Raw genomic sequence first — 26,833 nt, 5'->3', positions numbered from 1 at the left:
TCACCGGTGGCAGCTCGGACCGATTCGCGCGTTGTATCGACGACGCATCCGTGTCGGACCCCCTCGCTAGAATTAGCACATGCGTTCGAGCGCGTGCGGTGGGGGATCCATCAGGTCGCAGAGCACCTGTCGGGACTGGCCGCTGCGGTCGACGGACTGTGCGCCGATGATCTCACCGGACTGCCGGACTCCGACATCCTGGGAGCGCCACGTGGGATGGAGGCCACGCTGCGCACGGCCGCCGCGATCGGGCACCGCCTGATCGTCGAATCAGTCGAGCGTGGACTCCCAGGAAAGAACGGCTGCGCGTCGGTCAACAAGCTCCTGATCGAAGTGCTGCGGATCTCCGCGGGGGACGCGAGCCGGAGGGTGACCGCCGCGAGGAAGCTCGGCACCTGGCGCACCCTGTCGGGCGAGGAGCTACCGGCGACCCTCCCGGCGACCGCCGCCGCACAACGCGACGGCGACATCGGCGCCGAGCATGCCGCGGCAGTGCGCGAGGTGGTCCACAAGATCCCCGGCGCCACCCCCACCCCTGAGGTCGAGACCGCCGAGCGGGTACTGGCGGAGTTGGCCCGGCGCGGTACGCCCGAGGACGTGGCGAGAGCAGGCCAACGACTACTGGCGTACCTGAACCCGGACGGCAAGCTCACCGACGACAAGGATCGGGCCCGCCGCCGGGGGCTCCGACTCGGGCGCCAGGACTCCGACCTCATGACGCCCGTGTCCGGGTGGCTGGATCCGGAGACCAGGGCACTGTTGGATCCGGTACTGGCCAAACTCGCCCGACGGGGGATGAACAATCCCGACGACCCCCAATCACCCTGTGGAGACGCAGAATCCGCGAGCATCGATCGGAACGAGCTCGGTAGGGCAGCCGCCCGAGATACCCGCACCGCCGCACAACGGAATCACGACGCCGTCAAGCAGGTCCTGCGCGGGCTACTGGGGTCCGGAGGGCTGGGCACCCACCGCGGGCTGCCCGTGACGGCGATCATCACGATGCGCGTCGATCAACTGGAGCACGCCACCGGCGTCGTCACCACGGCCTCCGGAGGCGCGGTCCCGATCAAGGACGCACTCAGGATGGCCGAACGCTCCCACCCTGTGCTGGCGCTGTTCGATCACAACGGCCGACCGCTCCACCTGGGGCGTGTCAAACGGCTCGCCTCCGCCGATCAACGCCTTGCGTTGATCGCCTCCGAGGGCGGCTGCACCCGGCCCGGCTGCGACGCCCCCGCCACCATGACGGCGGTTCATCACGTCCACGACTGGCGCAAGGGCGGCAACACCGACATCGATGAGCTGACGTTGGGCTGCGACGCCTGCCACGCCCTCATCCACGACGGGCCCGGCGGCCGGCAGACCGGCATCGCCCCCGAGGGCACCGCCTTCGCCGGCCGTGCCCAATGGACCCCACCCCCGCACATCGACCCGCTGCAGCGGCCGCGGGTCAACCACCGCCCCATCCCGGGGAACTCCTCGACCGCGCCAGTCGAACAGCGATGGAACACAACGAAACCCACGTCCGACGACGTGGCCGGGTGAGCGGAACGCCACATAGCGACGACAGAACAGGTGATGACGACGAGCCGTGACAGCGTGCGGAGGAGTAGGGGCGGACGCCCGGCGATCAGACCGGATCGGACACCGTGGCGCTGTTCCTGTCCCGAACCCAGCGCGGCAGGATGAAGACCCCCTCCGCCTCCACGCAGACACCGTCCGGCCCGGCGAGATGCCCGACGACGATGGTCTTGACGCCCTCGAGGCGATCGATGCGCGCCTCGGCATGCAACGCGCCGAGCGGGGTGGGGCGGCGGTAACGCAGAGTCAGCGTCCCGGTCATGCCGGGCGCACCGCCCGCCTCAGCGGCCGCACCGAGCACCTGATCGAGCACCAGAGCGGACACACCACCGTGCGTGAGGCCGGCGGGACCCTCGTAGGCCGACCCCAGGTGGAAGTCGGTCGACGCGCGCCCGTCGGGGTCGCAGTCGATGACCAACGGCGGCGCGATCGCGTTGCGCAGCCCGGCCGCGGCATTGCCCCAGGCCCGCTTCTGACCCGAGGCGCCCCAGCGCACGCCGTACGGTCCGGGGATCATCCGCTTCCGCAGCAACTGCTTGGCGGACTCGATGTGCTCCATCGCTGCGCGCACCTCCGGGTCGTCGACCTCGGTCAGCAGCGCGATCTCGATCAGCTCTCGGACGCTGTCGGTCAGCGGCCCGTACAGGTCCGCCTGCTGCGCGATCTCGTCGTCGGACAGTCCGTCGGCGACATAGAGCTGTTGTTGGTGAGCGATCGAGTCAGTCACAGTGCCTCACTAGTGCGGGAAGTCGACACCGGGCACGAGGGCAACGGTCCTGGTGCACGGAGCGTCATGCGTGCGATGTGCACTCTACATACGACCGAGGGTGCGTCCCCGGACGCCGTCGGCCGGTCCTACCGGAGGCGCTCGCGCCGCGCCAACGTGCTCCCCAGCCCCGCGGCCGCCGCACGCACGGCCCCGACCTGGCTCTCCGGCCGAAACCGCCCGGTCGGGCCGGTGACGCTGATGGCGGCGAGGGGCTCCTCGCCCTGCCCGAGTACCGGCGCGGCGACACAGGTGAGGCCGAGGGCGGATTCCTCGTGTTCGAAGGCCACGCCCGTCTCCACGATCCTCGTCAGCTGACGGCGCAGCAGTCCCGGCGCCACCACCGTGTGCGCGGTACGCCTGGCCATGGGCGACGAGAGCACCTCCCGCTGGATGTCCGGACCCGCATGCGCAAGGAGTGCCTTGCCTATCGCGGTGCAGTGCAACGGATTTCGTCCTCCGGTTCGCGACGGCGACTTCGCCTGGCGGTGACCGCCGATCTTCGCGATGTAGACGACGTCGTGACCCTCCCGGACGCCGAGATGGACGGTCTCGTGGGTTCGCTCGTACAGGTCCTGCAGAAAGGGCATCGCGACCTCGAGCAGGCTGCGTTCGACCGAAGCCCGCATCCCGAGTTCGAAGAGCCCGCCGCTGAGGCGGTAGCCGCCATCGACGCGGTCGAGCAGTCGGTTCGCGACCAGATCACCGGCGAGTCGATGCACGGTCGCCTTGTGCAGCCCCGTGCGTCGGACCAGGTCGGCGAGGGTGAGCACCTGGTCCTCGGCCCGGAAGGCGCGCAGGATCGTCACCGCCTTGCCGAGCACGGTATCGAGGTCCGCGGCGCCCGTCATCATTCGAGCGTATCGCTGAGTGAGACGAAGGGCTGGTTCGGCCGCACGGATCCCGTAACAGTAGGGGCCATGAGCCAGCCCACGAACTCCATCGCGGCGAGCGAGTCCGACATCGCCACCGCCGCGGAACGCCTCGCGTCCGCCACCGCGGCCGGTGTGCCCTGCTCGCCGGTGCGGGATCTGATCGGCGCCGACGACCTCGCCGCCGCCTACGCCGTCCAGCAGCGCGTCAACGACCTCAGGCAGCAGGCCGGCGCCACAGTCGTGGGCCGCAAGATCGGCCTGACCTCGGTCGCCGTCCAGCAGCAGCTCGGCGTCGACCAGCCCGACCTCGGCGTCCTGTTCGACACCATGGCGTACGCCAATGGCGCCGACATCCCGATGAGCCTGCTGATCCAGCCGAAGATCGAGGGCGAGGTCGCATTCGTGCTCGGCGCCGACCTGGCCGACGGCCCGCTGGACGCCGCCCAGGTCCGCGGCGCGATCGAGTACGCCGTCGCCGCACTGGAGATCTGCGACAGCCGCATCGAGAACTGGGATATCCGCTTCGGCGATACCGTCGCCGACAACGCATCGTCCGGTGTCTACGTCCTCGGATCCGAGCAGCGCACGCTCGACGAGATCAATCCGGTGGACGTCGTCATGTCGATGGCCGTCGACGGCCAGGAGGTCTCCTCCGGAAACGGCGCCGCCTGCCTCGGCGACCCGATCGAGGCCGTGGTGTGGCTCGCCCGCGCGGCGCGCGACCTCGGCCAGCCGCTGCTCGCCGGTCAGGTCATCCTGTCCGGCGCCCTCGGCCCGATGGCGACCGTCGCCGCCGGCAATACCGTCACCGTCACCGTGTCCGGTCTCGGCACCGTGACCGCCAGTTTCGTGGGAGAGAAGGAAGCATGAGCAAAGTCAAGGTTGCGATCATCGGATCGGGCAACATCGGCACCGATCTGATGATCAAGGTGCTCAACCATTCGGAGCACCTGGAAATGGGCGCGATGGTCGGTATCGACCCCGCCTCCGACGGTCTGGCACGGGCGGCGAAGCTCGGCGTGCCGATCACCGCTGAGGGCGTCGAGGGCCTCGTCGCGCTGCCGAACTTCGACGAGATCGAGATCGTCTTCGATGCCACGTCGGCGAAGGCGCACGTCGCAAACGACGCGCGTCTGGCCCCGCTCGGCAAGCGCATGATCGACCTCACCCCGGCCGCCATCGGGCCGTATGTGATCCCAGCGGTCAACGGCGACGACCACCTCGACGCGCCGAACGTGAACATGGTGACGTGTGGTGGCCAGGCCACCATCCCGATGGTCGCGGCCGTCTCACGGGTGGTCCCGGTGGCGTACGCCGAGATCGTCGCGTCGATCGCGTCGAAGTCGGCGGGCCCCGGTACCCGCGCCAACATCGACGAGTTCACCGAGACCACGTCCGCGGCGATCGTGTCGGTCGGCGGCGCCAAGCGCGGCAAGGCCATCATCATCCTCAACCCCGCCGAGCCGCCGCTCATCATGCGCGACACGGTCTTCTGCCTCGTCGACGCGCCGGACCCGGCCACCCACGACGAGATCCGCCAGTCGATCGAGAAGATGGTCGGCGACGTCTCGGCCTACGTCCCCGGATACCGCCTCAAGCAGCAGGTTCAGATCACCGAGATCCCCGCCGACCAGCCGGTCGAGACCCTGGTCGTCGACGGCAACCGCCCGACCCACCAGGTGTCGATCTTCCTCGAGGTCGAGGGCGCCGGACACTACCTGCCCGCCTACGCCGGCAACCTCGACATCATGACCTCCGCCGGACAGCAGATCGCGGAGCGGATCGCACAGAAGAAGGAAGCCACCCGATGAGCAACCCCACCATCTTCGTCCAGGACGTCACCCTCCGGGACGGCATGCACGCGGTGCGCCACCGGATCTCGCCGGAGGACGTCAAGCGCATCGTGTCGGCCCTCGACGCCGCCGGCGTCGACGCCATCGAGGTCGCCCACGGTGACGGTCTCGCCGGCGGGTCCGTGAACTACGGTCCCGGCTCGCACACCGACTGGGAGTGGATCGAGGCCGCGGCGGAGTCCATCCAGAACGCCCGCCTGACCACGCTGCTGCTGCCCGGAGTCGGCACCATCGAGGAGCTCAAGCACGCCTACAAGCTGGGCGTGCGGTCGGTGCGCATCGCGACACACTGCACCGAGGCCGACGTCTCCGCCCAGCACATCGAGACCGCCCGCGAAATCGGCATGGACGTCTCCGGGTTCCTGATGATGAGCCACATGGCTCCCGCCGAGGAGCTCGCCAAGCAGGCCAAGCTGATGGAATCGTATGGCGCGCACTGCGTCTACGTCACCGACTCGGGTGGACGCCTGACCATGGGTGGGGTCCGCGACCGGGTCCGCGCCTACCGCGAGGTCCTCAACGAGGGCACCGAGATCGGCATCCACGCCCACGAGAACCTCTCGCTGTCGGTGGCGAACAGCGTCGTCGCCGTCGAGGAGGGTGTGTACCGCGTCGACGCGTCACTCGCCGGGCACGGTGCGGGCGCGGGTAACTGCCCGATCGAGCCGTTCATCGCGGTCGCCGACCTGTACGAGTGGAAGCACGGCTGCGATGTATTCGCCCTGCAGGACGCCGCCGACGACATCGTCCGTCCGCTGCAGGACCGGCCGGTCCGGGTGGACCGCGAGACCCTCACCCTCGGCTACGCCGGTGTGTACTCGAGCTTCCTGCGGCACGCGGAGACGGCGTCGGCCCGCTACGGCATCGACGTCCGCACCCTGCTGCTTGAGGCCGGCAAGCGCAAGCTGGTCGGCGGCCAGGAGGACATGCTCGTCGACATCGCTCTGAACCTGGTTGCGGAGCGCGAGGGCAAGGGCGCCAGCGCCTGACCTCAGGTACGACGAGGGGGCTGTGACCGAAAGGTCACAGCCCCCTTGTTGTTCCCAGGCGACGGTGGCGTCAGGGCCTGCCCGCCGCGTCCTTGCGCAGCAGGAAGGCGAGGACGGCGGACTCGAACGCCTCCTTCTGCTCGATCATCGCCCAGTGCCCACAGTTGGGGAACACGTGCAGCTCGGCGTTGGGGATGGTGCGCATCGGGATCAGCGCCATGTCCAGCGGGCTGACCCGGTCGTCGCGACCCCACGTCAGCAGCGTGGGCGCCTTCACCTTGTGCATCATCGCCCACGGCGGCGGCGCATCCGAGGCCTCCATCATCTTCACCATCTGCGCAAATGCTGCCTTGCCGTACATCCGGCGGGCGCTGTCGAGGGTCTCCGGATCGGTGGCCTGGGTCCAGCGCTCCTCGATGAGTTCCTCGGTCACCATCGCCGGGTCGTAGACCATCGAGTGCAGCCACTGGATGAGGCGCTCGCGGGTCGGCGCCTCGGTGAACTCCTGGAGCAGCTTGATGCCCTCGCCCGGGCCGGGGCTGAAGATGTTCTTGCCGATGCCGCCGATGGTCACGAGCCGGCGCACCTTGTCGGGGTGGTTGATCGCGTAGCTGATGCCGACGCCGCCGCCCATCGAGTTGCCGATGATGTCGACGCTGTCGAGACCGAGCGCGTCGACGAACACCTCAACCGACTGCAGCGCGGTGACCATCGGGTGGCCGCCGAAGTCGTCGCTGACGCCGAAGCCCGGGAATTCCAGTACGAGACAACGGAAATGCTCGGCGAAGAACCCGAGGTTGCCCCGGTAGTTACGCCACCCGGTGACGCCGGGGCCCGACCCGTGCAGCAGCAACAGTGGGGGACCGTCGCCCGCCTCGTGATAGCGCAGGACGCCCGCGTCGGTGGTGACCTCCCGCAGGGTGCCCTCGTAGCTCAGGTCCGATGTCATCGCCTACCTCCGTCTCAAGATGCGGTGTCTCAGCCCGCCGATTACCCGCCACGCTGCCACCGCCGCGGCCCCACTCCCAGGTGCCGTTCCGGTCAGTGGGCAACCCGAGCCCGGACACGGGTGAAGGGCACCCCATCCGGTCGGACCGGACGGGGTGCCCTTCACCTGGCGAGGTGTCGCCTGCGGGCGACTAGTCGACCGTGGCCATCGCGGGCTCGCCCGCGGCCGCGGAGGTGGGCACCGCCACCTGCTCGATGCGGCGCGGCAGCAGCAGACCCGCGACCAGGCCCGCCACCGCGGCGGCCGCCGCGATGAGGAAGGCGATCTGGAAGCCCTTGTCGGTGTAGAACGCCATGCCCTGCGTCATCTCCAGGGGGATCGGCGCGATGTGCGAGTTGTTCATGACAGTGAACGCGATCACCGGCAGCGCGGCCGGGAACACGCTCTGGAACACGCCGACGATGCTCGCGGTGGACGCCTGCAGCTGCGGCGGGACCGCCTCGATCAGCAGGTTCGGGATCGATGCGTAGCCCATGCCCATGCCGAGACCGACCAGGCCCGCGAACACGATCAGCGTGCCCTTGGAGTCGTGCGAGAAGGCGGTCAGGGAGCAACCGATGGCGGCCGAGACCATGCCGATGGCCAGCAGCGGACGCGGCTTGACGTGGCGACCGACCAGCACGCCGACGATCAGGCCGCCGACCACGGTCATGGCGCCGATCGGAGCCTGGAAGATCGCGAAGCCCTCGGCGTCGACACCGAACCCGTAGCCGAGACCCATGATCGCCGGCGTCATGACCATCATCGGCAGCAGCATCGTGTACAGGCCGCTGACGCCGTAGATGAACCCGGCCGCGGTGGCGGTCAGGATGACCGGACGGCGACGCAGCACCTTGAGGTCGATCAGCGGCTCCTTCATGGTGGCCGCGGAGACGAGCCACGCCACGACCAGCGCGATGCCACCGAACAGGTAGGCCAGGGTCGAGCCTGACTTCCAGCCCCAGGTCGGGCCGAAGCTGATCGCGATGAGGATGCCGGCGATACCGCCACCGAGCAGCAGGGCGCCGAGGAAGTCCAGGCGCGAGTGCAGCCGCACCGTGGACTCGTCGGTGCTCACGAAGATCATCCCGCCCAGGATCACCAGGCCGATCACGAAGAACCAGAAGATGCTGCGGAAGCCGTGGTTGTCGATCAGCCAGCCGGTGATGAACGGGGCGGGGATGGCGATCAGGCCCATGCCGCTGGTCGCGATGCTCACCGCGAGCGCGATCGTCTTGGCCGGGAACACGTCACGGATCAGCGAGTAGCTCAGGAACAGGCAGGGCACCAGCAGGCCGGACAGTGCGCGTCCGACGATGAGCACGGCGTAGCTCCCCGCGATCACCGAGACGAACGACCCAAGCGCGGCGATCGCGATGCACGCCAGCAGCAGCTTGCGCTTGCCGTACATGTCGGCGAGCTTGCCGATCAGGGGCGCGGTCATCGCGCCGACGAGCAGGAACGACGTGAGCAGCCACGCGCCCTGGGTGGTCTGGTAGTGCCCGGCGATCGCCGGGATCGCCATCGAGATCATCATGTAGCTGATCGCGAGCATCTCGAGCACGAGCACGATCGAGGCCAGGGAGAAGATCAGCCGCGGCGTCCACCGCTGCGGGAGTGCGTCCTGAACCTGCGGCGGGACAGATCCGCCGGGTTGAGCTGGAGCGACCATCATCGGGTCCTTTCGGGTGTTCCGCGAACTCGGTGTCGGAGACCGACGAGGATTCGAGCCGGGCATGTGGTGGGTGTTCACATTCACCAGGTGCTTGCCGACTGAATGTGTAATCGACATCACAGTTCGCGATGCCCTCCCAGCACCATCCGTTGTTCCGCCCAGCGGGAGATCCGTGCGGTTTGCGCGTCGATTCGGACCGAAATGCAGAGGTAAATAGGCAAATCGGGCGTGTAGCACTGTCCGGCGCCGCCCGCCACGAGACGATCGTCACGAGCCCTCACCACGGGGCTGGGCAGCGTAGGGCAGCTGCACCCGCGACCGCGTCCGTATCTCCCGATGAGCGGTACGAGATCGCCGCGCACGCCAGGCGCGCTGGCTACCTTGGAGCCGAAGAATGTGATGTCGACCACCAGAAGGAGTTCCATGACGGCCACCCTTGATTACGAGAGCACCAGCAGGACCATCACCGGCGAGTACGAGCTGCACTATCACGAGGCGGGTACCGGGCCGGTGCTGCTGATGCTGCACGGCTCCGGCCCCGGGGTGAGCGGCTGGTCGAATTTCGCGGGGAACCTCCCCGTGTTCGCCGAGCACCACCGCACGATCGTCCTGGACATGCCCGGCTTCGGACGCAGCCCGGCACTGGAGTGGAACGACGTGTACCCGCGGGTGGCCGCCGACGCGATCCGCTTCTTCCTCGACGAGCTCGGCATCGAGAGCGTCGACATCGTCGGAAACTCCATGGGCGGCAACGTCGGTACGGAATTCGCCCTGGCCCACCCGGAGCGGGTGCGCCGGATGGTGCTGATGGGCCCCGGCGGGCTCGCGGTCAACAGTTTCGCGCCGCCGGTGAGCGAGGGCTCACGCCGGCTGTTCGAGTTCCTGGCGAACCCGACGCGCGAGGGCATGGTCGCGTGGGTGGACACGATGGTGGGCAACCCCGCGGTGGTCACCGACGAACTGATCGATCAGCGGCTGGCGAACGCCCTTGCGCCGGGCGCGATCGCCAACACCTTCAAGATCTTTCAGACGTTCTCCGACCCGCGGTTCGCGGACCGACCGCAGCTGTGGGCCAGGGCGTCCCAGGTGCAGCAGGAGACGCTGCTCGTCTGGGGCCGGGACGACCGGATGCTGCCCTACGAGGGCAGCCTGTTCCCGTTCCGGCAGATGCCGAACGCGGAACTGCACGTGTTCTCGCGCTGCGGGCACTGGGCACAGATCGAGCGCAAGGCGGACTTCGAGCGCCTCACCCTGGAGTTCCTCGGGCGTTAGGCCCCAGAAACGACCGTGACCCAATGTCACACTCGTTCGGCCGAACTGAACGAATGTGACATTGGGTCAACGGGTCTGGCTCGGATCAGTCCAGGCGACCGGGAACCGGATAGCTGCGGAGCGCGTCGGTCTCGAGCACACCCTTCATCGCGGCCTCCTCGATCGAGTCACGCAACGCGGTGCAGGTGGGGATCCACTTGCTGTCCATGCCGAGCGCGGCCTGCCGCGCGAACTCGGGGCAGGACTCCTCCGCGTCCGCCAGCCACTGGATGCTGGTGTGGGTGGGGCTGTACTTCTCCACCAACACCCGGTTCCCACAGCTGGTGCAGCTCAGTTCCTGCATGGTCGCCTCGTCTCCTAGTTGACCCCGGCGGCGTGCCGCGCGCCGATGTAGCCGAACACCATTGCCGGACCGATGGTCGCGCCTGCACCGGCGTAGTCGTTGCCCATCACCGCGGCCGAGGTGTTGCCGGTGGCGTAGAGGCCCGCGATGGGCTCGCCATCGGCACGAAGCACCTGCGCCTTCTCGTTGTAGACCAGCCCGCCCTTGGTGCCGAGGTCCCCGGCCCGGGTACGCAGCGCGTAGTAGGGCCCCTGGTCCAGCACGTCCAGCGTGGGCTGCGCCAGGGTCGGGTCGCCGTAGTAGTTGTCGTAGGCGCTGGCGCCCCGGTTGAAGTCCTCGTCCCGGCCTGCCCTGGCGAATCCGTTGTACCGCTTGACGGTGTCGGCGAGCGCCGCCACCGGGACATCGATCTTCGCCGCGAGCTCTTCGACGGTCTCGGCGGTCTGGATCAGACCGCTCTCCAGCCAGGCCTTCGGGAACTTCTGGCCGGGCATGATGCCACCGATCGGGTAGCGGCCCTTGGCCTTGTGGTCGAAGACGAACCAGGTGGGCTCGTGTCCGCCCGCGAGCTGATCGTGCACGAACGTCACATACGGCGACGCCTCGTTCGTGAAGCGCTTGCCGTGCTGGTCGACGATGATCGAACGCGGGATCGAGCGCTCCGAGACCAGCACCTGGTTGATGCCGTCGGGGCGACTGAAGGACGGCATCCACCACGCATCGTCCATGAGATCCAAAGCGGCGCCCAGCTTCTCGCCCGCGATGATGCCGTCACCGGTGTTCTCCACAGCGGCGGCGCTGAAGTTGTCCTTGCCGCCCTCGCGCAGGTAGCGCTTGCGCATCTCCTCGTTGTACTCGAAGCCGCCACTGGCCAGCAGCACGCCGCGGCGGGCGCGGATCCGCACCTGCTTGCCGTTGCGCTCGGCGACCACACCCGTGACGGCGCCGGACTCGTCGGTGACAAGGGACTGCAGCGCGGTGTTCAGCCACAGCGGGACACCGGCATCCTTGAGCGCCAGCCGCAGCCGGGCGATGAGCGCGCGGCCGAGGGTGTCCATGTGCCGGCGCAGGACGATGGCCTTGACGGCACGCAGACCGGTGAGCAGCGCGGTCCACTTGGCCTTCCAGGTCCGCGTCACCATGTTGAGCTGCACGAAGTCCTTCGAGGTGATGAACAGCCCAGGGGGAGTCGCCAGCGCGGCCGGACGCAGCAGGTCCTCGTCCTCGCCGAGCTCCTTGAGGTTCACCGGGAGCGGCTCGATCGTGCGGCCGTTGGGGCGGCCACCCGGCTGCTCGGGGTGATAGTCGGAGTAGCCGGTGCACCACTGGAACCGCATGTGCGGGCTCGAGGTCTCCAGGAACTCGAGGGTGCGAGGGCCCTCGTCGATGAACGCGTCGAGGTTCTTCGAGGGCACCCGGTCCCCGACGACGGCGTCGAGGTAGGTGCGCACGTCCGCGCGCGAGTCGCCGAGTCCCTCACGGACGAGCAGCGGGTTGTTGGGGACCCAGATGCCGCCGCCGGACAGTGCGGTCGTGCCGCCGTACACGGCGGCCTTCTCGATCACGAGGGTGTCCAGGCCCCGGTCGGCCGCGGAGAGGGCGCCGGTGAGGCCGCCGCAACCGCTGCCGACCACGACGAAATCGACCTCATGGTCCCAGGATTGTTCGCTTGCAGACATAGTTCTCTCTCTGGTGATACTCAGCCGAAGCTGATGTCGTCCTGCGACCAGAACGCGCGCATGCTGGTGATCCGCGCCTGGTCGTCGAAGGTCATGACGTCGATCGGTTCGATCGTGATGGTCTGCTCGCCGGTGTCGGTGACCACCCGGAACGCGAAGGCGGCCGAGTTGCCCGCGACCCGGATGGAGAGCAGTTCGGTCTTGTTCTGCACCGCGTCCAGCGCGCTGTAGAACTTCTCGATGGCCTCGCGGCCGACCAGCGGCTCGGTGCCGACCGGATCCTCGAGGGTGGCGTCGTCCGCGTACAGGGCGGCGACGTCGGCCGACGTTCCGCCCCCCACCGCGTCGAGGTACTTCGACACCGTCGAACGGATGTCGTCTGCTGAGGCCATGATCTCTCCCGGGCATATGGGTACGGTCTGTACGTGTGACGGTAGCCACAACGGCCCGCACGTGCCCCCCGGCCTTCCCGCCCAGCGGGAGACCGCCGACCAGCGGAACAGAGGTGCCCCGATGTCCGGTACGGTCCCTCGGTTATGACCGTCGGCGACATTTCCCCCGACACGATATGGGCTGTGCTGAGCGAGTCCGCGCGGCGCCACCCCGAACGCGAGGCCGTCGTGGACGGACGGGAGCGGCTCACCTACGAACAGCTCGCGGCGGCCGCCTCCCGCGCGGGGATGGCGATGTCCGCCAGCGGGATCCGGCACGGCGACCGCATCGCCCTGTGGGCGCCGAACTCCGCGCGATGGGCGGTGGTCGCCCTCGGCGCCCATTCCATCGGCGCGGTGGTGGTGCCCGTCAACACCAGGGCTCGCGGCACCGAGGCCGCGCATCAGCTGCGCACGACCCGGAGCCGGGTGCTCTTCGTTGACGACGGGTTCCTCGGCACCGGTTACGCCGCGATGCTCCGGGCGGCCGCAGGAGAATCCGGACCCGGCCGGCCGGTGCTCGGTCTCCCGGATCTGGAGCGGATCGTCGATTTCCACCGTGAGCCGGACCTGCACATCGCGAGCTGGGCGCAGTTCCTCGGGTGCGCGGCGAAGCCACGCACCGTCGACCTGCGGGCGCACCACCGGCCGGGACCGCCCGGGCCCGACGACCTCGCCTACATCATGTCGACGTCCGGCTCGACCGGTCCGGCCAAGGGCGTGATGCTCCGGCACGGACAACTGGTGCGCGTGTACCGGGCCCTGTCCGGGCGGCTGGGGATCGGCAGCGGCGACCGGATCCTGGGGGTGACCCCGCTGTCGCATTCGTTCGGCCTCAACGCCGGCCTGCTGGCGGCGCTGGCCGCCGGCGGCTGCTACGTCGCCGTGGACGTGTTCGACCCGGCGGCCGCGCTCACCCGGATCGCGACCGAACGGATCACCGTGCTGTCCGGGCCGCCGACGCTGTTCACCGATCTGATCGCCGCCTCGCCCGCGGAGCGAGACCCGCGGGCGCACACCCCGCGGCTCGCGGTCACCGGCGCGGCGACGGTGGCGGCCCCGCTGCTCGACCACATCCGCCGGGTGCTGGGCATCCCCCTGATCGTCACCGGCTATGGACTCACCGAGGCCAGCGGCACCGTGACCGCGAGACACCCCGAACCACAGACCGTCTCACTCGCCGCACCGCCGCTGCCGGGGGTGGAGCTGCGCGTTGTCGACGCCGAGGGGAACGCCGTCGCGGACGGCACCTCGGGCGAGGTCCTGGTCCGCGGATACAACGTGATGTCGGGCTACTTCGAGAACGAGCCGGCCACCGCGAGAACTCTCGACGGCGACGGCTGGCTGCACACCGGCGACGTGGGGGTGCTCGAGAACGGGGAACTGCGGATCGTCGACCGGATCGGCGAGATGTTCATCGTCGGCGGCTTCAACGTGTACCCCTCCGAGGTGGAGCAGGTGTTGAGCCGGCACCCGGCGGTCGGCGAGGTCGCGGTCGTCGGGGTGCCCGACGAGCGCATGGGGGAGCGCGGGATCGCGTATGCGGTCCCGCGCCCCGGGCACAGTGTGACCGGACGGCAGCTGATCGAGCACTGTCGCGATGCGCTCGCCGGCTACAAGGTGCCATCCGAGGTGATCCTGCTCAGCGAGATGCCGCGGATCGCCGCGGGCAAGCCATCCCGGCGAGCGCTGCGCGAGCTGGCCCTGCAGCGGCGCGCGGAGCACCGCGGCACCGCCTGAGGCGCGTGGCTACTCCGAGAACCCGCCGAACCCGCCCTTGAAGAACAGCAGGGGCCTGCCTTCGGCATCCGCGGTCAGGTCGGTGATCCGGGCGAGCACGATGGTGTGGTCGCCCGCGTCGTGCTCGAGTTCGACCGTGGCCTCGATCCTCGCGAGCGCGCCGCCGAGCGCCGGGGCGCCGTTGCCCGCCGGGCTCCAGTCGACCTGGGCGAACTTGTCGCCGCCGCTCACCGCGAAGGTCGAGCAGACGTCCTTCTGATCGTGGGCGAGGATGTTGATGCACAGCGAACCGGCCTCCCGCAGCAACGGCCAGCTGGTGGAGGTCTTCGCGGGGCAGAACGAGATGTACGGCGGATCCAGCGACACCGACACCACCGACTGGCAGGCGAACCCGAGGGGCCGGTCGCCGTCGTGGGCGGCGATCACCGCGACGCCGGTGCAGAAGTGCCCCATCACCTTTCTCAGTGTGGCGGCGTCGGGAGCCGAGAGAGCGTCCTGCTCTGACATCCCCCGTCGCTCCGCTCGCCTCGACGCGACGGCTGTGATCTCTGCACTCATTGCGGTTCCTCCTGATGAAACGGGCAACAACCAGGATCGCCACACCCTGTGCGCGGCACCATCCAGGTTCCCGGTCAGTGGTAGCTTGCCTTGTCCAGGTCATCTGTCCAGTTGTTAGGCTCCCCAGGTGGCACCGACCGAACCGGCCTCCGAGTCCGACCTACCCAATCTGCCCGCGACCAGCTGGGCCGTACTCGGCATGCTCGCGTTCGACGAGGAGCTGTCCGGCTACGAGCTCAAGAAGTGGGCCGACTGGAGCATCAAGTTCTTCTACTGGAGCCCGTCGTTCAGCCAGGTCTACACGGAGCTGAAGAAGCTCGAGAAGCACGGTTTCGTGACCTCCCGGGTGCAGCACGACAACGGCGTCCGCGGCCGCCGCCTCTACAAGATCACCGAGGCGGGCACCGCCGCGGTCGGGCGCTGGTCCAACGAGGCGCCGATCGATCCGCCCATTCTCAAACACGGTGTGATGCTTCGCATCTGGCTCGGGCACCTGAACAAACCGGAACGGCTCAAGGAGATCCTCCGCGAGCACATCGAGTACGTGTCGAAGATGGAACGGCGCGCCGCGGCCGATGCCTCCGGCGCGGACAAGGAACCGGCATGGGCGTACTCGCAGATCGTGCTGCGGTGGGCCGAGCGGTACTACGCCGCCGAGCGCGATCTGGCCGAGCAGCTGATCGCCGACATCGACAAGGCCGACGCCGTCCTCGCACAGGTCAAGGACGGCGACGACGCCGGCTTCCCGAAGCCGACCCCCGGCGCCTGGCGCCAGGTGGAGGTCGAGACCGAGTCGGAGAACCCCGACCTCGAGTGAGCCCCTAGCGGGCCGGGTCGAGGATTTCCCTCATGTCCGCCCACGCCTGCTTCTGCGCTGTGCGCGCAAGGGCCAGCATGCCCATCGTCATGAACCCGTGAATCGCCCCGTCGTATCGACGATGATTGACCCGAACACCCTCGGCGGCAAGGGCATCCGCAAAGGCGTCACCCTCCGAGCGGAGCGGGTCACAGCCCGCGGTCACCACCACGGCCGGCGGCAGGCCGGCGAGCTCCGCGCGTAGGGGAGAGGCATGCGGGTGATCCCGGTCCTCGACCGCGACGTACTGGTCCCAGTACCACTGCATCGCGGCACGGGTGTTGAAATGCCCGGTCGCGAACTCCCGGTAGGAATCGGTCTCGAAGTCCGCGGCGATCACCGGGTACAGCAGCAGCTGCGCCGCGAGGGCCGGGCCGCCACGCTCACGGGCGATGAGCGCGGTCACCGCGGCCAGGTTGCCACCGGCGCTGTCCCCGGCGACCACGATGCGGCCGGCGTCGCCACCGAGTTCCGCCGCGTGGTCGGCCGCCCACGCCACCACGGCGTAGACGTCCTCGGCGGCGGCGGGCCACCGCGTCTCCGGGGCCAGCCGGTAGTCGACCGAGATCACGATCGCCCCGACGCCGTTGGCCATCGCCCGACAGATCCCGTCGTGGGTGTCCAGGTCGCAGAAGACGAACCCGCCGCCGTGCGCGAACACCACGATCGGGGCCTCTGCACCCGAGGTGGCCACGGGCCGGTAGATCCGGACCGGCAGGTCAGAGCCGGGACCGGGGAGCACACGTTCGGCGACCTCGGCGACCGGCTCCGGCTGATCCGGCACCACCAGCCTGGCCCGGATCGCGGCGCGCGCCTGCGCGCCGGTCATCGTCTCGACCTTCGGGAAGCCGGCATTGAGCGCGTCGAGGATCGCTGCCACCTCGGCGTCGACGCTCATGCGTACTGCAGATCCGTCGGGGCCGCCGCGGGGCGGGCGCGGTGGGCCGACGGCCCGCCGAGGATGGGGCGCGGCTGCTGCTGCAGAGTCGGCTGGACCCGGACCGGGCCGCCCTCGATGTTGCGCCAGATTCCCAGCGCGGTCATCCGCACGGGTGCGGCCAGCCGGTGGTCGAGCTTCATCTGCGAGACCGGCCCGCAGATCGAGACGGCCGCGACCGCCTCGCCGATGTTCCCGATCGGGGCCGCCACGCAGCCGAACCCGGGCAGCGACTCCTCGCGCTCGTAGGCGATGCCCTGCTCGCGCACCTTGGCCAGCTCGGCGCGGAGCTGGGCCCCCGTGGAGATGGAGTACTTGGTCTTGCGGCTGAGGAGGTCGCCGTCGAGAGCCGCGAGCTGGGCCTCGCCCGCGAACCCGAGGATCGCCTTGCCCACCCCGGTGCAGTGCGCGGGGTAGCGGCCGCCGACGCGGGTCGGGATGGCTGCGGCCATCCGGCCACCGATCTTCTCGAGGTACACCACGTCGGGCCCGTCGAGGATCGCCAGGTGGACGACGTGGCCGGTCACCCGGTGCAGCTCGTGCAGGAAGGGCAGCGCGGCCCGGTGCATCCGATCCTGGTGCACCGCGAGGGAGCCGAGCTCGACCAGGCGCATGCCCAGCTCGTAGTCGCGACCCTGCCTGCGCAGCCAGCGGAGGTGGACGAGCCGCTCGAGCATCCTGTGTGCCGAGGAGCGCGGCAGCCCGGTGCGCCGAACCACCTGAGCGAGCGTCAGCCGGCCCGGTCCGTCGAAGGCATCCAGAACGAGCGAGACGCGATCGAGTACGGCGCTCGGGGTGCTGGCGTCGACCAAAGTTGTCATGGGGTCCTCCGGGAGTGCTGCGGCAGGGGGCGCCGGGTTGGTGCGACGATCGGCTGGGGGTCCGACCGGGGTGTTTCGATTAGGAATATGACTATTGATAGCACGAGCTTGTGTCGGCTGTCACACACGACCGAGTGGTTCGTTTTCTGTCACGGGACGGCAAAGGGCCCCGGGTCGATTGACTCGACCCGGGGCCCTTTGCTGTTGACCAGCGGTTATCGTCCGTTCAGTGGGATCAGCCCTTGGCGGCGGACCGGCCCGCACGGCGGCCGAAAAAGCTGCCGTCGCCGAGCGACGCACCGCTGGCATACCCGCCCGCGGACACCCCCGCGGTGCACCGGCCGGCGCCGAACAGGCCGGGAATCGGCGCACCCGAGACGTGCAGAACCTCGGAGTCGACGCTGGTGCGCAGCCCGCCGAGGGTGAACCCGCCGGTGAACCCGCGCAGGTCGATCGCCGCGACCGGCGACCCGATCTGCTTGACCCATTCCGGCTTCTTGCCGAGCACCGGGTCCTCACCATTCGCAGCGTGCCGGTTGTAGACCTCGACGGTGGACTGCAGGGTCCCCGTGGGCAGCCCCATCTCCGCCTCGAGTTCTTCGACCGTCTCGCAGACCCACGTCGGCTGATGCCGCAGGAACGGGGTGGCGGTGGGGGTGGTCAACGCCTCCTCGTACGCGGCCTCGTCGATCACCAGGAACGCCTGGTTCTGGTTCTCGATCAGGGTCGCCTGCCCGACCCGGCCGGGGTAGGTGTCCTCGTTGATGAAGCGCTGCCCCCGGCCGTTGACCAGGATGCCGCGGATGAACAGCTGCGGGTCGCAGAAGAACGCGACCTCGGTGGCGTCCATGTGCGCCAGGTCCGCGCCGAGCGCCTGCGCCATCAGGATCGCGCGGCCGTCGTGCTCCTCGATCGAGGCGGCGGGACGGCCGACCAGCCGAGGCGCGTACGCCTCGACCATCCGGTCGTTGTAGGCGAAACTGCCGGTTGCGAGCACGACGCCGCGGCGGGCCCGGATGGCGATCTCCTTCCCGTACTGCGTCGCCACCACGCCCACCACCCGGCCCATCCCCTCGGGCGAAGCCTCGGGGCCATCGGTGCTGTCGTCGGTGACCAGCGCCTGCACGCGGATGTCGTAGACCGAGCGCACGCCGAGCTCGGCCGCGGTGTCGGTGAGCGGCTTCATCAACATGTAGCCGCCACCGCGCTCGCCGCCGGACTGCTTGTCCGCCATCTGCGGCACGTGCCCGCGCGGGGCAGGCGGGATGGTCGCGGCGAACGGCGCGGCGTTCTCGCCACCGGTGTACTGCAGACCGTCGTCGCCCGGCGGCTCCCAGCCCGGCTCACCCCAGAAGCTCGCCTTGAACGGCACGCCGCACTCGACCAGCCAGCCGTAGTGGTCCACGCTGCCCTGGCAATACGCGTCGATCTTCTCCGCGTCCACGCCGGGGCCGAGCGCCGCCGTCATGAAGGCCTTCATGCTCTCGACGGAATCATCGAAGCCACAGGCCTTTTGGAGGGGGGTGCCGCCGCCCAGGTAGATGAACCCGCCTGCCATCGCGGCCGCGCCACCCCATCCGCCGGTGCGCTCGAGCACCAGCACGTCGGCGCCTTCCTGGGCCGCGGCCACGGCCGCGGACGCGCCGGCAACGCCGAACCCCGCCACCACCACATCGGCCTCGTGGTCCCACTGTTCGATCTCGTCGGCCGACCTCGGATGGACGGTCACGGTATTGCTCGTCATTGCGGTCCTCTCGATCTGGGTCTGGATACACCTCGCGCGCGGACCCGGTGCCTGTGCTCTGGTGAAGCACACGAACGGTGGGACCGCGCGCGAAGTGAGGGGGGGGTGTGACTACATAGCCGCCAGGGGCTCGCTGCCGGACCAGTCGTGGCCCCAGTAGCTGTCGGCGGTGATCTCTTCCGAGGAGTAGTACTTCTCGTCGACCCGCATGCCCTCGGTTCCGAACTCGATGTCCCAGCCTCCGGGAGCGCGAACGTAGAACGAGACCATCTTGTCGTTGGTGTGCCTGCCCAGGGTCGAGGAGACCGAGAAGCCGTCCTTGACGACGCGGTCGAGCGCCTGACCGACCGCGTCGAGGGTGTCGACCTCGACCATGATGTGCACCAGGCCGGGGGCACCGCCGTGCGGGGCGGGGCACAGCGCCAGGCTGTGGTGGCGCTCGTTGACGCCCATGAAGCGCACCCGCATCGGGCCGAACTCCGGCGGAGCCGGGATGCGGAAGGCGCCGCGAGGCAGGAACCCGAGCACCTCGGTGTAGAAGGCGAACGCACCGTTGATGTCCATCACCGGCAGCACCACGTGGCCGAGACCCTGTGCGCCGGTGACGAACTTGGCACCGAACGGGGTGACGACCGGGCTGTGGTCGAGGACCGCGCCGTGGAAGATCTCGAGGGTGGCACCGGTCGGATCCTGGAAGGTGATGACCTCCTCGACCCGGCGGGCGTCGGCCTCCTCCAGCGCGAGAGGCTTGACCGCGATACCCGCGGCCTCGACGGCCTCCTGCACGCGGACCAGGGCGGCGTGGTCGCGCACCTCCCAGCCGATGGTGACGACCTCGTCGGTGTCACCCGGCACGACGACGATGCGCGCGGCGCGCTCGTCCATCCGCAGGTAGATGGCGTTCTCGTCCGGACCGGAGCCCTCGGCGAAGCCGAGCACCTCGAACGCGAACTTGCGCCAGCGCTCCATGTCGTTGGTCTGGACCTTGATGTAGCCCAAGCCCTTGATGTCAGTCATGTGTTGTCCTTCTTCTGTTTTCAGTGCTTGTGCGGGACCGGATCAGATCATCGACTTGAGGTTGTCGGCCGGGTCGAGACCGAGCGAGCTCACCGCGGAAGCGTGGTAGACGGTGCTGGGCACGTGGATGGCGTGGGCCAGGCCGGCGTGCGCGTCACGCCAGTATCGCTGCAGCGGCTTGTCCATGCGCAGCGCGTTGCCGCCGGAGCGGGCGAAGATCTGGTCGACGGCGCCGACGGCGCGCCAGGCGGCACGAACCTGGGTGCGACGACCGGCCGCGCGATCCGCGAAGGAGACCTCCTTGCCGGATTCGACGATCTCCCACATCTTGTCGACGTTCGCCAGCAGTTCCTGGCGGGCGGCGTTGATGTCCGCGGCGGCTTCGCCGATCGCGAAGAGCACGTACGGGTCGTCCTTGACCGCGGTGCCCTGCGCCCCGACCCGGTCACGCTGGTAGTCCAGGTGCGCGGCCAGGGCGCCCTCGGCGATACCGATGACGGCGGAGGAGATGCCGAGCGGGAACATGTTGGACCAGGGCATCTTGTAGAGGGTCTCGGTCATCCCGGCGTTCTTCTGCGCGGTCCCGTTGATCACCTCGTCGCCGTCCATCACCCGGTAGGAGGGCACGAAGGCATCCCGGACGATGATGTCCTTGGAGCCGGTTCCCTTGAGGCCCACGACGTTCCAGGAATCCTCGACGATCTCGTAATCCTTGCGCGGCAGGATCATGTGCAGCATCCGCGGCGGCAGCGCCATGTTGCCGTCCTTGTCGCCTTCCATGGCGCCGAGGAAGATCCAGTCACAGTGATCGGTGCCGGAGGAGAACTGCCAGCGGCCGTTGAAGATGTAGCCGCCGTCGACCGGCTTGGCGATGCCGGTGGGCGCGTACGGCGATGCCACCCAGGTGTCGTGGTCCTGGCCCCAGATCTCTTCCTGGACCTTCGGGTCCGCGAAGGCCAGCTGCCAGGGGTGCACGCCGACGATGCCGCACACCCAGCCGGTGGCCGGATCGAGCGAGGCCGCCTTCATCACGGTCTCGGAGAACTCGCGGGGATGCGCCTCGAAGCCGCCGTACTGCTTGGGCTGCAGCAGCTTGATCGGGCCTGCCGCCTTGAGCTTCTTCGCCGTGTCGTCGGGCAGGCGGCCGATCCGCTCGGCCTCCGTTGCCTGGTCGCGAATCTGATCCGCGATCTCGATGAGGTTGTCGATGGCCTTGTTGGTCATGGTGATGTTCCTTCTTGTCTAGCTGTGAGGCTGGAAGTCGGTGGTGGTTCAGGCGTTGCTCTGGAGCGGGACGACGCCGTTGGCGATGTTCTCGGCGACCTCCGCCTCCCAGCTCTTCACGGCCCGATCGGTGTCGATCTCGAATTCGAAGCGCTTGGTCATGTCCTCGGTGATGTCCTCGACATCCACATAGAACTGCTTGTACCAACGGCGCAGCTGGTACACGGGGCCGTCCTCCTCGGACAGCAGCGGGTTGTCGATGGGCGCCTTGTTCTTCCAGATCTCGACGTCCTGCTCGAAGCCCATCTCGACGCCCTCGGCGAACTGCTCGGCCATGCCCTCGGCCGCCTCGTCCGACATGCCCTGCGGCTTCTTGACCATCGCGCCGTACTGCAGCACGAAGGAGTTCTCGTCGACCGGGTAGTGGCAGTTGACGAGGACCGTCTCGATCGTCATGCCCTTGGCATCGCTCCAGAGCCAGTCGATCATGTAGGACGGACCGAAGTACGAGGCGTCCGAACGCAGGGTGGAGTTCGGATCGTCGTAGCTGGTGCCGACCGAGATGTCGTGCCGCGGGGTGGAGCGCATGTACTGGGTGGCCACGTGGCCCTCGAAGACGTTCTTGAAGAAACGCGGGAACGAGTAGTGCACGTAGAAGAAGTGCGCCATGTCCACGACGTTGTCGACGATCTCGCGGCAGTGCGAGCCCTCGATCAGCATGGAGTTCCAGGTCAAGGCGGTCCACTCGTCGGAGCCGAAGCCCTCGATCTCGGGGATGGTCACCTCATCGGTGGGCTTGCTGCCCTGCGGGTCGTGCCACACGTACAGCTGGCCGTTGCGCTCGAGCGTCGGCCAGGAGCGGGTGCGCGCGAGCGGGGGAACGCGGCGGGCGTAGGGGATGTCGGTGCACTTGCCGTTGCCGCCCCAGCGCCAGTCGTGGAACGGGCAGGCGATCGAGTCACCTTTGACGGTGCCCTGGGCGAGATTGCCGCCCATGTGCCGGCAGAACGCGTCGAGCACGTTGATCTTGCCGTCCGACTCCGACTGGAACACCACCAGCGAGGTGCCGAATGCCTTGACCTCGTGCGGCTTTCCGTCCTGGAATGACTTCAGCAGGCCAAGGCAGTGCCACCCGCGGGCAAACCGGGTAGGGGCCGCCGCCGCCTCGATCATCCTGACCTCGTCGGCTTCGGACTTGGATTGCAGCGCCATTGCCACCTCTTCTCTCACTCTCGAGACAAACGCGCTCGAGAAACGCACTGATGTGATGCGCCTCATACTTCGGGGCGACGGCATGCGAGTTCATGGGGCCTTCCCGCTGACCGGGACGATTTCGCCCCCGCCCAGCAAGCCGGTGCCCGGGGTCTCCCGATCAGCGGGAAGGGGATGCCGTCGAACCCTCGCGCGGACCTAACGTCGCGGTATCCGAACTGATCGAAGGAGGTGCGGATCGATGATCACCACAACCGCAGCGAGCCCGGTGGGGGCGCCGTTCACCGGCATCACCGTCGACCTGGAGCGCGGCAAGATCCTCGAGTTCGCGGAGGCCATCCGCTCCACCCACGGCGCGTACCGCGACGCCGAGCGCCCGGTGGTGCCGCCGACCTACCTCTGCTCCGAAGGGTTCGTGCCGGGGTCGGCCAGGCCGGATCAGCAGGCCATGCCCGCCGAGCAGGACTGCCGGTTCTTCGGCCCCCCGCCGCGGGCGGGCGATCGGCTCAACGTGCACTCCCGCGGCAACGAGTCCGAGCAGCTGACCGAGTTCCGCGACGCCGAGGGCAGGCTGATCGCCGACTCCTGGTCGCACGGCTCGGCGACCGATGCCGTCGCCTCCGGCCTGCTGGCCAACTTCGCCACCGACTGGCTGGGCCCGGAGTCGGTGCGGCGGTTCCGGACCCGGTTCCTGGAGCGGGTGTCGGCCGCGGACACCCTGGCCTGTTCCGGCGAGGTGCTGCAGGAGTACGTCCAGGACGGCGAGCCGCGGGTGGACGTGGTGCTCACCGCGACCCGGCCCGGCGGCGCGGTCGCCGCCAAGGCCTGGGCGACGTTCGCGCGCGCTAGCTGACCGCGGGCCGGGAGCCGAGCCGGGCGGCGCCCGCCCCGATCTTGTTCAGCGCCCATTCGAGCGGACCCCGCCCGAGGTAGCGCCGCCACAGCGTCGCGAAGACCAGGGGTACCGCCAGGAACCAGAGCAGGGTCGCCCACGACTGAGTGAACGACTCGGTGCGCAGCAGGAGCGCCAGCGCGACGATGTGCCCGGCGTAGATCGTCAGCGGCATCGAGCCGAGCGCGGCCAGCGGCACCAGGATTCGCGGGGCGACCCTCGCCGCGAGCAGGCACAGGCCGAGAACGGCGACGGCCACGCCGCCGGACCCCAGTACCTCGAACACGGTGCCGCCGTGCGGGGTGCTGGTGAGCATCCACTGCCAGGGATCGGTGCCGACGGTGCCGAAGCTCCCCATGCGGAGCAGGTCCGCGAGCAGCTGGGCGCCCTCGCCCGGCATCACCTCGTCCAGGTGGGCCACCAACGCGTCCTTGCCGCCGAACAGGTTCAGCGCCACCCAGGACCCGCCGAGCCCGAGCACGGCCAGCGCCGAGCCGAGCGCGACCAGGATGAGGCCCGCCCGCTCACGCCGCAGGCCCCAGCGACCGATGGCCATGCCCGCGAGCAGGAACGGCACCCAGGTGAGCACCGGGTAGGTGCCCTGCAGCAGGATCACCGAACCGAGGTGCTGGATCCCGTCCACCGAGGTGAGCATGTCGAATCGCGCGGTCTCCCCGAAGGTGTCGGGCACCGCCACGTGCGAACGGATGGCGAACGAGAGCAGCGGGCCCGCGACGGCGGCCACGGCCGCGGCGGCGGCCAGCCACTGCCAGCTCAGCCGCAGCAGCGGCAGCGCGATCAGGAACAGGACCGCGTACGTCGCGAGGATGACCATCGCCGGCGAACCGAGCTGGGTGAGGACGAGGCCGAGGACGAAGAGGGCGAGAGCCCGCGCGGCGATGGACCTGCGCGCCGCGGCCAGCCCTGGCCCCGCGGGCGGGCGGGTGCCGCCGGTGGTGAGGGCCAGCGACACCCCGGCGAGGACCGCGAAGAGAATGGCGGATCGGCCGCTGAGCGCGAAGAAGGCGAACTCGCCGATCTGTTCGGCGCTGGCGGTGTGCACGGCGATCATCCCGAGCACGGCGAGGCCCCGCGCGACGTCCACGCCCACTATGCGCGTAAGTGAGCGGGGAGTCGGCGGGGCCTCGGCCTGGGACAAGATCTGGGTCATCACACGCTTTCGGTCGCCTGGTGATTCTGTTGCGATCCGAACGTATTGCGGCGACGGCCAGCTGTCGTCAGGCCTGGAGCTGATCCCGGGTCCGACCTGAGTATGACCCGCAGGCCGAACCCGGGCGGGCGGTCAGCTGGCGACCATGTCCTCCGGACCCCAGATCGCCTTCATGGTGGTGATCTTGGCGTCGTCGTCGAAGGTCATCACATCGATGACGGAGATCTCGACCTTCTGATCACCCATGATGGTGGTGAGGGTGAAATTGAAGGCGGCCGTGCCCGCCGCGATCTTGACGACGCCGAGCTCGGCGGTCTGCTCGAGCGGCTCGATGATGCCGTAGAACTCGCGCAGCGACTCCTCGGTGGTCCGCGGGTCGGTGCCGACCGGATCCTCGACGGTGGCGCCGGGCGCGTACAGCGCCAGGACGTCGTCCACGGTGCCGCCCGCCACCGACTTCACGTAGCTCTCGATGGTGTTCAGGATGTCTTCGCGTGATGCCGCCATGCCGGTACCCCTTCATTGTTAGAACCTGTTCTAGTTGCGAGGGTACCGGCGATGCCGACGGGATTCCATGGAACGAGGAGCCGGCATCGATCCGTCACCGCGTCCGGTTCGTCCGTATTCGGTGGACCGCAGCTCACGATGTGATAACCGTGGTCTCCGAAAGCCGTTCGGGCCGCGGCAATCCGGTGTTACGGTGCCGCGCATGCCTATCCAGCACGGGGGTTTCTGGGTACGAATGGGTGTGGCCGCCTTGGCGGTCAGCGTCGCGATCGGGGGTGGCACGTCGGTCGGCACCGCCGTCGCCCAATCCTCCGGCAGCGCCGGAGGTGAGGGCTCGATCGGCACCGGGTCCCTGACCGACGGCACCGCCTCGGACGGCACGCCCTTGAACGGGACGACGCTGATCACCGGATCTCTCGGAACCGGCTCCGCCGCCGGATCACCGCTGGGGTCCGCGATTCCGGGCGTGGTCGGCTCGGTGATCCCGGGGCCCGATCTCGATCCCCCGCCCCTCGAGACGCTGCGCGCCGAGATGCTGCCCAAACCGATCGGGGATCCGTTCTTCGACGTGTACCCGCCCGGCCTCCCCGGCATGACCAACGGCCAGGTCATCGAGACCCGCGATGTGACGCCTGCCGCCCGAGCGCTCCTGCGCGGGCCGGTGCGGGAGGTGCGCCAGATCAAGGTGAAGAGCACCGACTCGGCAGGCGCGCCGTCGTTCGCGACCGCGACTCTCGTCGTACCCGCCACGCCCTGGCCCGGCCCGGGACCGCGGCCGGTCCTGGTCAACAACGTGCCGATCAACGGGCTCGGGCGGAGCTGCACCCCAGGCCACACCCTCGGAAACGGGATCACACCGACGGAGAACTTCCTCGAGCTGCTCCGGCCCGTCACCACGAAGGCCGAGGAACGCGGCTACGCGGTGCTCATCCCCGATCACGAGGGCCCCCGGATGGCGTACGCCGAACCCTTCGTCGCCGGGCACGCGATCCTCGACACCATCCGCGGCATGCGCACCGTGTTCCCCGCCGAGTTCGGCAGCAGCAAGCTCGCCATGATGGGCTACTCCGGCGGTTCGATCGCGACGCACGGCGCGGTCAAGCTGATCGACTCCTATGCCCCCGAACTGGCAGGCGACATCGTCGGCGCCGCGATGGGCGGGATACCGGCGGACTTCGAGATGCTCGGACGCACCATGAACGGCAACCTCGCCGGGGGACTGTTCCTCGCGGCGCTGTTCGGGATCACGAGGGAGAACCCCGAGATCCTCCCGCTGATCAACACTCTCGGACAGCGGCTGAGCATCACGTCCATCAAGGACCAATGCGCGAACACCCTCGCGCTGGCCGGCGTCTTCGGGATACCGGCCGAAGCACTCGCGAATGTGAAGCAAGCGCTGGATTCACCTGTCGCACATGACATCTACACGAAGATGAAGATGGCGGACCGTAAGTCCGGCACGCCGCTGTACATCTACAGCGGCGGGCAAGAGTTCTGGATCCCGGCGCTCGGCTCCCGCAACCTGTACGACGAGCAGTGCGGCTACGGCGTGCGCGCGCTGTACCGGCAGGTGCCCGGGGAACACATCCTCGGCGAACTCACCGGGAACTCCGGGGCATTCGACTGGGTCGACGCCCGGCTGCGCGGGGAACCGGCACCGACCGAGTGCTGAAGGCGGCTTCGCCACCTGTGCGCGGTT

General features: G+C 69.0%; 26 protein-coding genes. 9 read left to right on the top strand and 17 right to left on the bottom strand.

The genetic code is table 11. The features are described from left to right. Nucleotides 1–93 precede the first annotated feature (93 nt). Entirely contained in the window at nucleotides 94–1,548 is a 1,455-nt protein-coding gene (locus tag C8K38_RS04680; RefSeq protein ID WP_257017177.1) for an HNH endonuclease signature motif containing protein, read from the top strand. 85 nt (nucleotides 1,549–1,633) lie between these two features. On the opposite strand, the gene C8K38_RS04675 is transcribed toward C8K38_RS04680, so the two are convergent. Both C8K38_RS04675 and C8K38_RS04670 read right to left on the bottom strand, forming a co-directional pair. After that, nucleotides 1,634–2,311: a PaaI family thioesterase gene (locus tag C8K38_RS04675; RefSeq protein WP_097210798.1), complete on the bottom strand. Its 678-nt coding sequence runs from the start codon at nucleotides 2,309–2,311 to the stop codon at nucleotides 1,634–1,636. A 128-nt stretch (nucleotides 2,312–2,439) separates the two neighbouring features. Then, nucleotides 2,440–3,201, bottom strand: coding sequence for an IclR family transcriptional regulator (locus tag C8K38_RS04670; protein WP_097210914.1), 762 nt, complete (start codon nucleotides 3,199–3,201; stop codon nucleotides 2,440–2,442). 69 nt (nucleotides 3,202–3,270) lie between these two features. On the opposite strand from C8K38_RS04670, the gene C8K38_RS04665 reads away from it, so the two are divergent. Genes C8K38_RS04665 through dmpG form a run of 3 tightly spaced genes read left to right on the top strand, consistent with a single transcriptional unit; the run spans nucleotide 3,271 to nucleotide 6,067 of the window. After that, nucleotides 3,271–4,095: a 2-keto-4-pentenoate hydratase gene (locus C8K38_RS04665; RefSeq protein ID WP_097210797.1), complete on the top strand. Its 825-nt coding sequence runs from the start codon at nucleotides 3,271–3,273 to the stop codon at nucleotides 4,093–4,095. Beyond that, nucleotides 4,092–5,036 carry an acetaldehyde dehydrogenase (acetylating) gene (locus tag C8K38_RS04660; RefSeq protein WP_097210796.1) on the top strand — a complete coding sequence of 315 codons (945 nt, stop codon included), beginning with the start codon at nucleotides 4,092–4,094 and terminating at the stop codon, nucleotides 5,034–5,036. Before C8K38_RS04665 ends, C8K38_RS04660 begins: the two co-directional genes overlap by 4 nt. Next, nucleotides 5,033–6,067: a 4-hydroxy-2-oxovalerate aldolase gene (gene dmpG, locus C8K38_RS04655; RefSeq protein ID WP_077039973.1), complete on the top strand. Its 1,035-nt coding sequence runs from the start codon at nucleotides 5,033–5,035 to the stop codon at nucleotides 6,065–6,067. The genes C8K38_RS04660 and dmpG overlap by 4 nt, the downstream gene beginning before the upstream one ends. Nucleotides 6,068–6,137: 70 nt before the next feature. Here dmpG and C8K38_RS04650 read toward each other — a convergent pair whose 3' ends face one another. The 3 genes from C8K38_RS04650 to C8K38_RS26795 all read right to left on the bottom strand — a co-directional run bounded on the left by C8K38_RS04650 (nucleotide 6,138) and on the right by C8K38_RS26795 (nucleotide 9,155). Beyond that, a complete protein-coding gene (locus tag C8K38_RS04650) occupies nucleotides 6,138–7,016 on the bottom strand; it encodes an alpha/beta fold hydrolase (protein WP_097210795.1) in 879 nt (292 codons plus the stop codon). A gap of 190 nt (nucleotides 7,017–7,206) precedes the next feature. Beyond that, a complete protein-coding gene (locus C8K38_RS04645) occupies nucleotides 7,207–8,727 on the bottom strand; it encodes an MFS transporter (protein WP_097210913.1) in 1,521 nt (506 codons plus the stop codon). Between the two features lie 119 nt (nucleotides 8,728–8,846). Then, nucleotides 8,847–9,155, bottom strand: a complete 309-nt coding sequence (locus tag C8K38_RS26795; protein ID WP_143548394.1) for a hypothetical protein — start codon at nucleotides 9,153–9,155, stop codon at nucleotides 8,847–8,849. On the opposite strand from C8K38_RS26795, the gene C8K38_RS04640 reads away from it, so the two are divergent. Next, entirely contained in the window at nucleotides 9,154–10,002 is an 849-nt protein-coding gene (locus C8K38_RS04640; protein ID WP_097210794.1) for an alpha/beta fold hydrolase, read from the top strand. The genes C8K38_RS26795 and C8K38_RS04640 overlap by 2 nt on opposite strands. A gap of 85 nt (nucleotides 10,003–10,087) precedes the next feature. Here the strand turns inward: C8K38_RS04640 and C8K38_RS04635 are convergent, their stop codons facing one another. The 3 genes from C8K38_RS04635 to C8K38_RS04625 are packed head-to-tail and all read right to left on the bottom strand — an operon-like array spanning nucleotide 10,088 to nucleotide 12,416. Further along, complete coding sequence (locus tag C8K38_RS04635) at nucleotides 10,088–10,345, bottom strand: hypothetical protein (protein ID WP_097210793.1); 258 nt, start codon at nucleotides 10,343–10,345, stop codon at nucleotides 10,088–10,090. Between the two features lie 14 nt (nucleotides 10,346–10,359). Next, complete coding sequence (locus C8K38_RS04630; protein WP_097210792.1) at nucleotides 10,360–12,024, bottom strand: FAD-binding protein; 1,665 nt, start codon at nucleotides 12,022–12,024, stop codon at nucleotides 10,360–10,362. Between the two features lie 20 nt (nucleotides 12,025–12,044). Further along, a complete protein-coding gene (locus tag C8K38_RS04625) occupies nucleotides 12,045–12,416 on the bottom strand; it encodes a nuclear transport factor 2 family protein (RefSeq protein WP_077039968.1) in 372 nt (123 codons plus the stop codon). 183 nt (nucleotides 12,417–12,599) lie between these two features. Here C8K38_RS04625 and C8K38_RS04620 point away from each other — a divergent pair, with 183 nt between their 5' ends. Further along, a complete protein-coding gene (locus C8K38_RS04620) occupies nucleotides 12,600–14,195 on the top strand; it encodes an AMP-binding protein (protein WP_218840952.1) in 1,596 nt (531 codons plus the stop codon). 9 nt (nucleotides 14,196–14,204) lie between these two features. Here C8K38_RS04620 and C8K38_RS04615 read toward each other — a convergent pair whose 3' ends face one another. Then, nucleotides 14,205–14,702: a flavin reductase family protein gene (locus C8K38_RS04615; protein ID WP_097210790.1), complete on the bottom strand. Its 498-nt coding sequence runs from the start codon at nucleotides 14,700–14,702 to the stop codon at nucleotides 14,205–14,207. Nucleotides 14,703–14,952: 250 nt separating this feature from the next. Here C8K38_RS04615 and C8K38_RS04610 point away from each other — a divergent pair, with 250 nt between their 5' ends. Next, the gene (locus C8K38_RS04610) at nucleotides 14,953–15,570 is read left to right on the top strand and encodes a PadR family transcriptional regulator (RefSeq protein ID WP_097210912.1); all 618 of its coding nucleotides are present in this window, start codon (nucleotides 14,953–14,955) and stop codon (nucleotides 15,568–15,570) included. Between the two features lie 4 nt (nucleotides 15,571–15,574). Here C8K38_RS04610 and C8K38_RS04605 read toward each other — a convergent pair whose 3' ends face one another. The 6 genes from C8K38_RS04605 to C8K38_RS04580 all read right to left on the bottom strand — a co-directional run bounded on the left by C8K38_RS04605 (nucleotide 15,575) and on the right by C8K38_RS04580 (nucleotide 22,564). Next, nucleotides 15,575–16,507: an alpha/beta hydrolase gene (locus C8K38_RS04605; RefSeq protein WP_097210789.1), complete on the bottom strand. Its 933-nt coding sequence runs from the start codon at nucleotides 16,505–16,507 to the stop codon at nucleotides 15,575–15,577. Next, a complete protein-coding gene (locus tag C8K38_RS04600) occupies nucleotides 16,504–17,367 on the bottom strand; it encodes an IclR family transcriptional regulator (protein ID WP_097210788.1) in 864 nt (287 codons plus the stop codon). The genes C8K38_RS04605 and C8K38_RS04600 overlap by 4 nt, the downstream gene beginning before the upstream one ends. A 235-nt stretch (nucleotides 17,368–17,602) precedes the next feature. Further along, complete coding sequence (locus C8K38_RS04595) at nucleotides 17,603–19,111, bottom strand: FAD-dependent oxidoreductase (RefSeq protein ID WP_097210787.1); 1,509 nt, start codon at nucleotides 19,109–19,111, stop codon at nucleotides 17,603–17,605. Nucleotides 19,112–19,222: 111 nt separating this feature from the next. Then, a complete protein-coding gene (gene bphC / locus C8K38_RS04590; RefSeq protein WP_097210786.1) occupies nucleotides 19,223–20,128 on the bottom strand; it encodes a biphenyl-2,3-diol 1,2-dioxygenase in 906 nt (301 codons plus the stop codon). Nucleotides 20,129–20,170: 42 nt separating this feature from the next. Then, a complete protein-coding gene (locus C8K38_RS04585; protein WP_097210785.1) occupies nucleotides 20,171–21,352 on the bottom strand; it encodes an acyl-CoA dehydrogenase family protein in 1,182 nt (393 codons plus the stop codon). A 48-nt stretch (nucleotides 21,353–21,400) separates the two neighbouring features. Continuing rightward, nucleotides 21,401–22,564 (bottom strand): Rieske 2Fe-2S domain-containing protein, encoded by a 1,164-nt coding sequence (locus tag C8K38_RS04580; RefSeq protein ID WP_097210784.1) that lies wholly within the window; start codon nucleotides 22,562–22,564, stop codon nucleotides 21,401–21,403. Between the two features lie 241 nt (nucleotides 22,565–22,805). Between C8K38_RS04580 and C8K38_RS27495 the strand changes: the two genes are divergently transcribed. Further along, nucleotides 22,806–23,417 (top strand): FAS1-like dehydratase domain-containing protein, encoded by a 612-nt coding sequence (locus C8K38_RS27495; RefSeq protein ID WP_245221094.1) that lies wholly within the window; start codon nucleotides 22,806–22,808, stop codon nucleotides 23,415–23,417. Here the strand turns inward: C8K38_RS27495 and C8K38_RS04570 are convergent. Next, entirely contained in the window at nucleotides 23,410–24,627 is a 1,218-nt protein-coding gene (locus tag C8K38_RS04570; RefSeq protein WP_097210783.1) for a heparan-alpha-glucosaminide N-acetyltransferase domain-containing protein, read from the bottom strand. The genes C8K38_RS27495 and C8K38_RS04570 overlap by 8 nt on opposite strands. Nucleotides 24,628–24,759: 132 nt before the next feature. After that, on the bottom strand, nucleotides 24,760–25,134 hold the full coding sequence (locus C8K38_RS04565) for a nuclear transport factor 2 family protein (protein ID WP_077039956.1): 375 nt from the start codon (nucleotides 25,132–25,134) through the stop codon (nucleotides 24,760–24,762). Nucleotides 25,135–25,336: 202 nt separating this feature from the next. On the opposite strand from C8K38_RS04565, the gene C8K38_RS04560 reads away from it, so the two are divergent. Next, nucleotides 25,337–26,806, top strand: a complete 1,470-nt coding sequence (locus C8K38_RS04560) for a lipase family protein (RefSeq protein WP_257017171.1) — start codon at nucleotides 25,337–25,339, stop codon at nucleotides 26,804–26,806. Nucleotides 26,807–26,833 lie beyond the last annotated feature (27 nt).

The organism is Rhodococcus sp. OK611, assembly GCF_003050885.1.
GTDB classification, from domain to species: domain Bacteria; phylum Actinomycetota; class Actinomycetes; order Mycobacteriales; family Mycobacteriaceae; genus Rhodococcus_G; species Rhodococcus_G oryzae.
Note: the sequence above shows the minus strand (reverse complement) of the source record. Positions and strands in the feature narration are given on the sequence as shown.

What these genes read in the sequence shown, in the direction of transcription:
- C8K38_RS04560 (WP_257017171.1), top strand. Translation starts at nt 25,337, where the DNA reads ATGCCTATCCAGCACGGGGGTTTCTGGGTACGAATGGGTGTGGCCGCC.
- C8K38_RS04595 (WP_097210787.1), bottom strand. Translation starts at nt 19,111, where the DNA reads ATGACGAGCAATACCGTGACCGTCCATCCGAGGTCGGCCGACGAGATC.
- C8K38_RS04605 (WP_097210789.1), bottom strand. Translation starts at nt 16,507, where the DNA reads ATGAGCGTCGACGCCGAGGTGGCAGCGATCCTCGACGCGCTCAATGCC.
- C8K38_RS04650 (WP_097210795.1), bottom strand. Translation starts at nt 7,016, where the DNA reads ATGACATCGGACCTGAGCTACGAGGGCACCCTGCGGGAGGTCACCACC.
- C8K38_RS04640 (WP_097210794.1), top strand. Translation starts at nt 9,154, where the DNA reads ATGACGGCCACCCTTGATTACGAGAGCACCAGCAGGACCATCACCGGC.
- C8K38_RS04660 (WP_097210796.1), top strand. Translation starts at nt 4,092, where the DNA reads ATGAGCAAAGTCAAGGTTGCGATCATCGGATCGGGCAACATCGGCACC.
- C8K38_RS04585 (WP_097210785.1), bottom strand. Translation starts at nt 21,352, where the DNA reads ATGACCAACAAGGCCATCGACAACCTCATCGAGATCGCGGATCAGATT.
- C8K38_RS04645 (WP_097210913.1), bottom strand. Translation starts at nt 8,727, where the DNA reads ATGGTCGCTCCAGCTCAACCCGGCGGATCTGTCCCGCCGCAGGTTCAG.
- C8K38_RS04615 (WP_097210790.1), bottom strand. Translation starts at nt 14,702, where the DNA reads ATGTCAGAGCAGGACGCTCTCTCGGCTCCCGACGCCGCCACACTGAGA.
- C8K38_RS27495 (WP_245221094.1), top strand. Translation starts at nt 22,806, where the DNA reads ATGATCACCACAACCGCAGCGAGCCCGGTGGGGGCGCCGTTCACCGGC.
- C8K38_RS04630 (WP_097210792.1), bottom strand. Translation starts at nt 12,024, where the DNA reads ATGTCTGCAAGCGAACAATCCTGGGACCATGAGGTCGATTTCGTCGTG.
- C8K38_RS04600 (WP_097210788.1), bottom strand. Translation starts at nt 17,367, where the DNA reads ATGACAACTTTGGTCGACGCCAGCACCCCGAGCGCCGTACTCGATCGC.
- C8K38_RS04580 (WP_097210784.1), bottom strand. Translation starts at nt 22,564, where the DNA reads ATGGCGCTGCAATCCAAGTCCGAAGCCGACGAGGTCAGGATGATCGAG.
- C8K38_RS04665 (WP_097210797.1), top strand. Translation starts at nt 3,271, where the DNA reads ATGAGCCAGCCCACGAACTCCATCGCGGCGAGCGAGTCCGACATCGCC.
- C8K38_RS04570 (WP_097210783.1), bottom strand. Translation starts at nt 24,627, where the DNA reads ATGACCCAGATCTTGTCCCAGGCCGAGGCCCCGCCGACTCCCCGCTCA.
- C8K38_RS04635 (WP_097210793.1), bottom strand. Translation starts at nt 10,345, where the DNA reads ATGCAGGAACTGAGCTGCACCAGCTGTGGGAACCGGGTGTTGGTGGAG.
- C8K38_RS04565 (WP_077039956.1), bottom strand. Translation starts at nt 25,134, where the DNA reads ATGGCGGCATCACGCGAAGACATCCTGAACACCATCGAGAGCTACGTG.
- C8K38_RS04610 (WP_097210912.1), top strand. Translation starts at nt 14,953, where the DNA reads ATGCTCGCGTTCGACGAGGAGCTGTCCGGCTACGAGCTCAAGAAGTGG.
- bphC (WP_097210786.1), bottom strand. Translation starts at nt 20,128, where the DNA reads ATGACTGACATCAAGGGCTTGGGCTACATCAAGGTCCAGACCAACGAC.
- C8K38_RS04670 (WP_097210914.1), bottom strand. Translation starts at nt 3,201, where the DNA reads ATGACGGGCGCCGCGGACCTCGATACCGTGCTCGGCAAGGCGGTGACG.
- C8K38_RS26795 (WP_143548394.1), bottom strand. Translation starts at nt 9,155, where the DNA reads ATGGAACTCCTTCTGGTGGTCGACATCACATTCTTCGGCTCCAAGGTA.
- C8K38_RS04625 (WP_077039968.1), bottom strand. Translation starts at nt 12,416, where the DNA reads ATGGCCTCAGCAGACGACATCCGTTCGACGGTGTCGAAGTACCTCGAC.
- dmpG (WP_077039973.1), top strand. Translation starts at nt 5,033, where the DNA reads ATGAGCAACCCCACCATCTTCGTCCAGGACGTCACCCTCCGGGACGGC.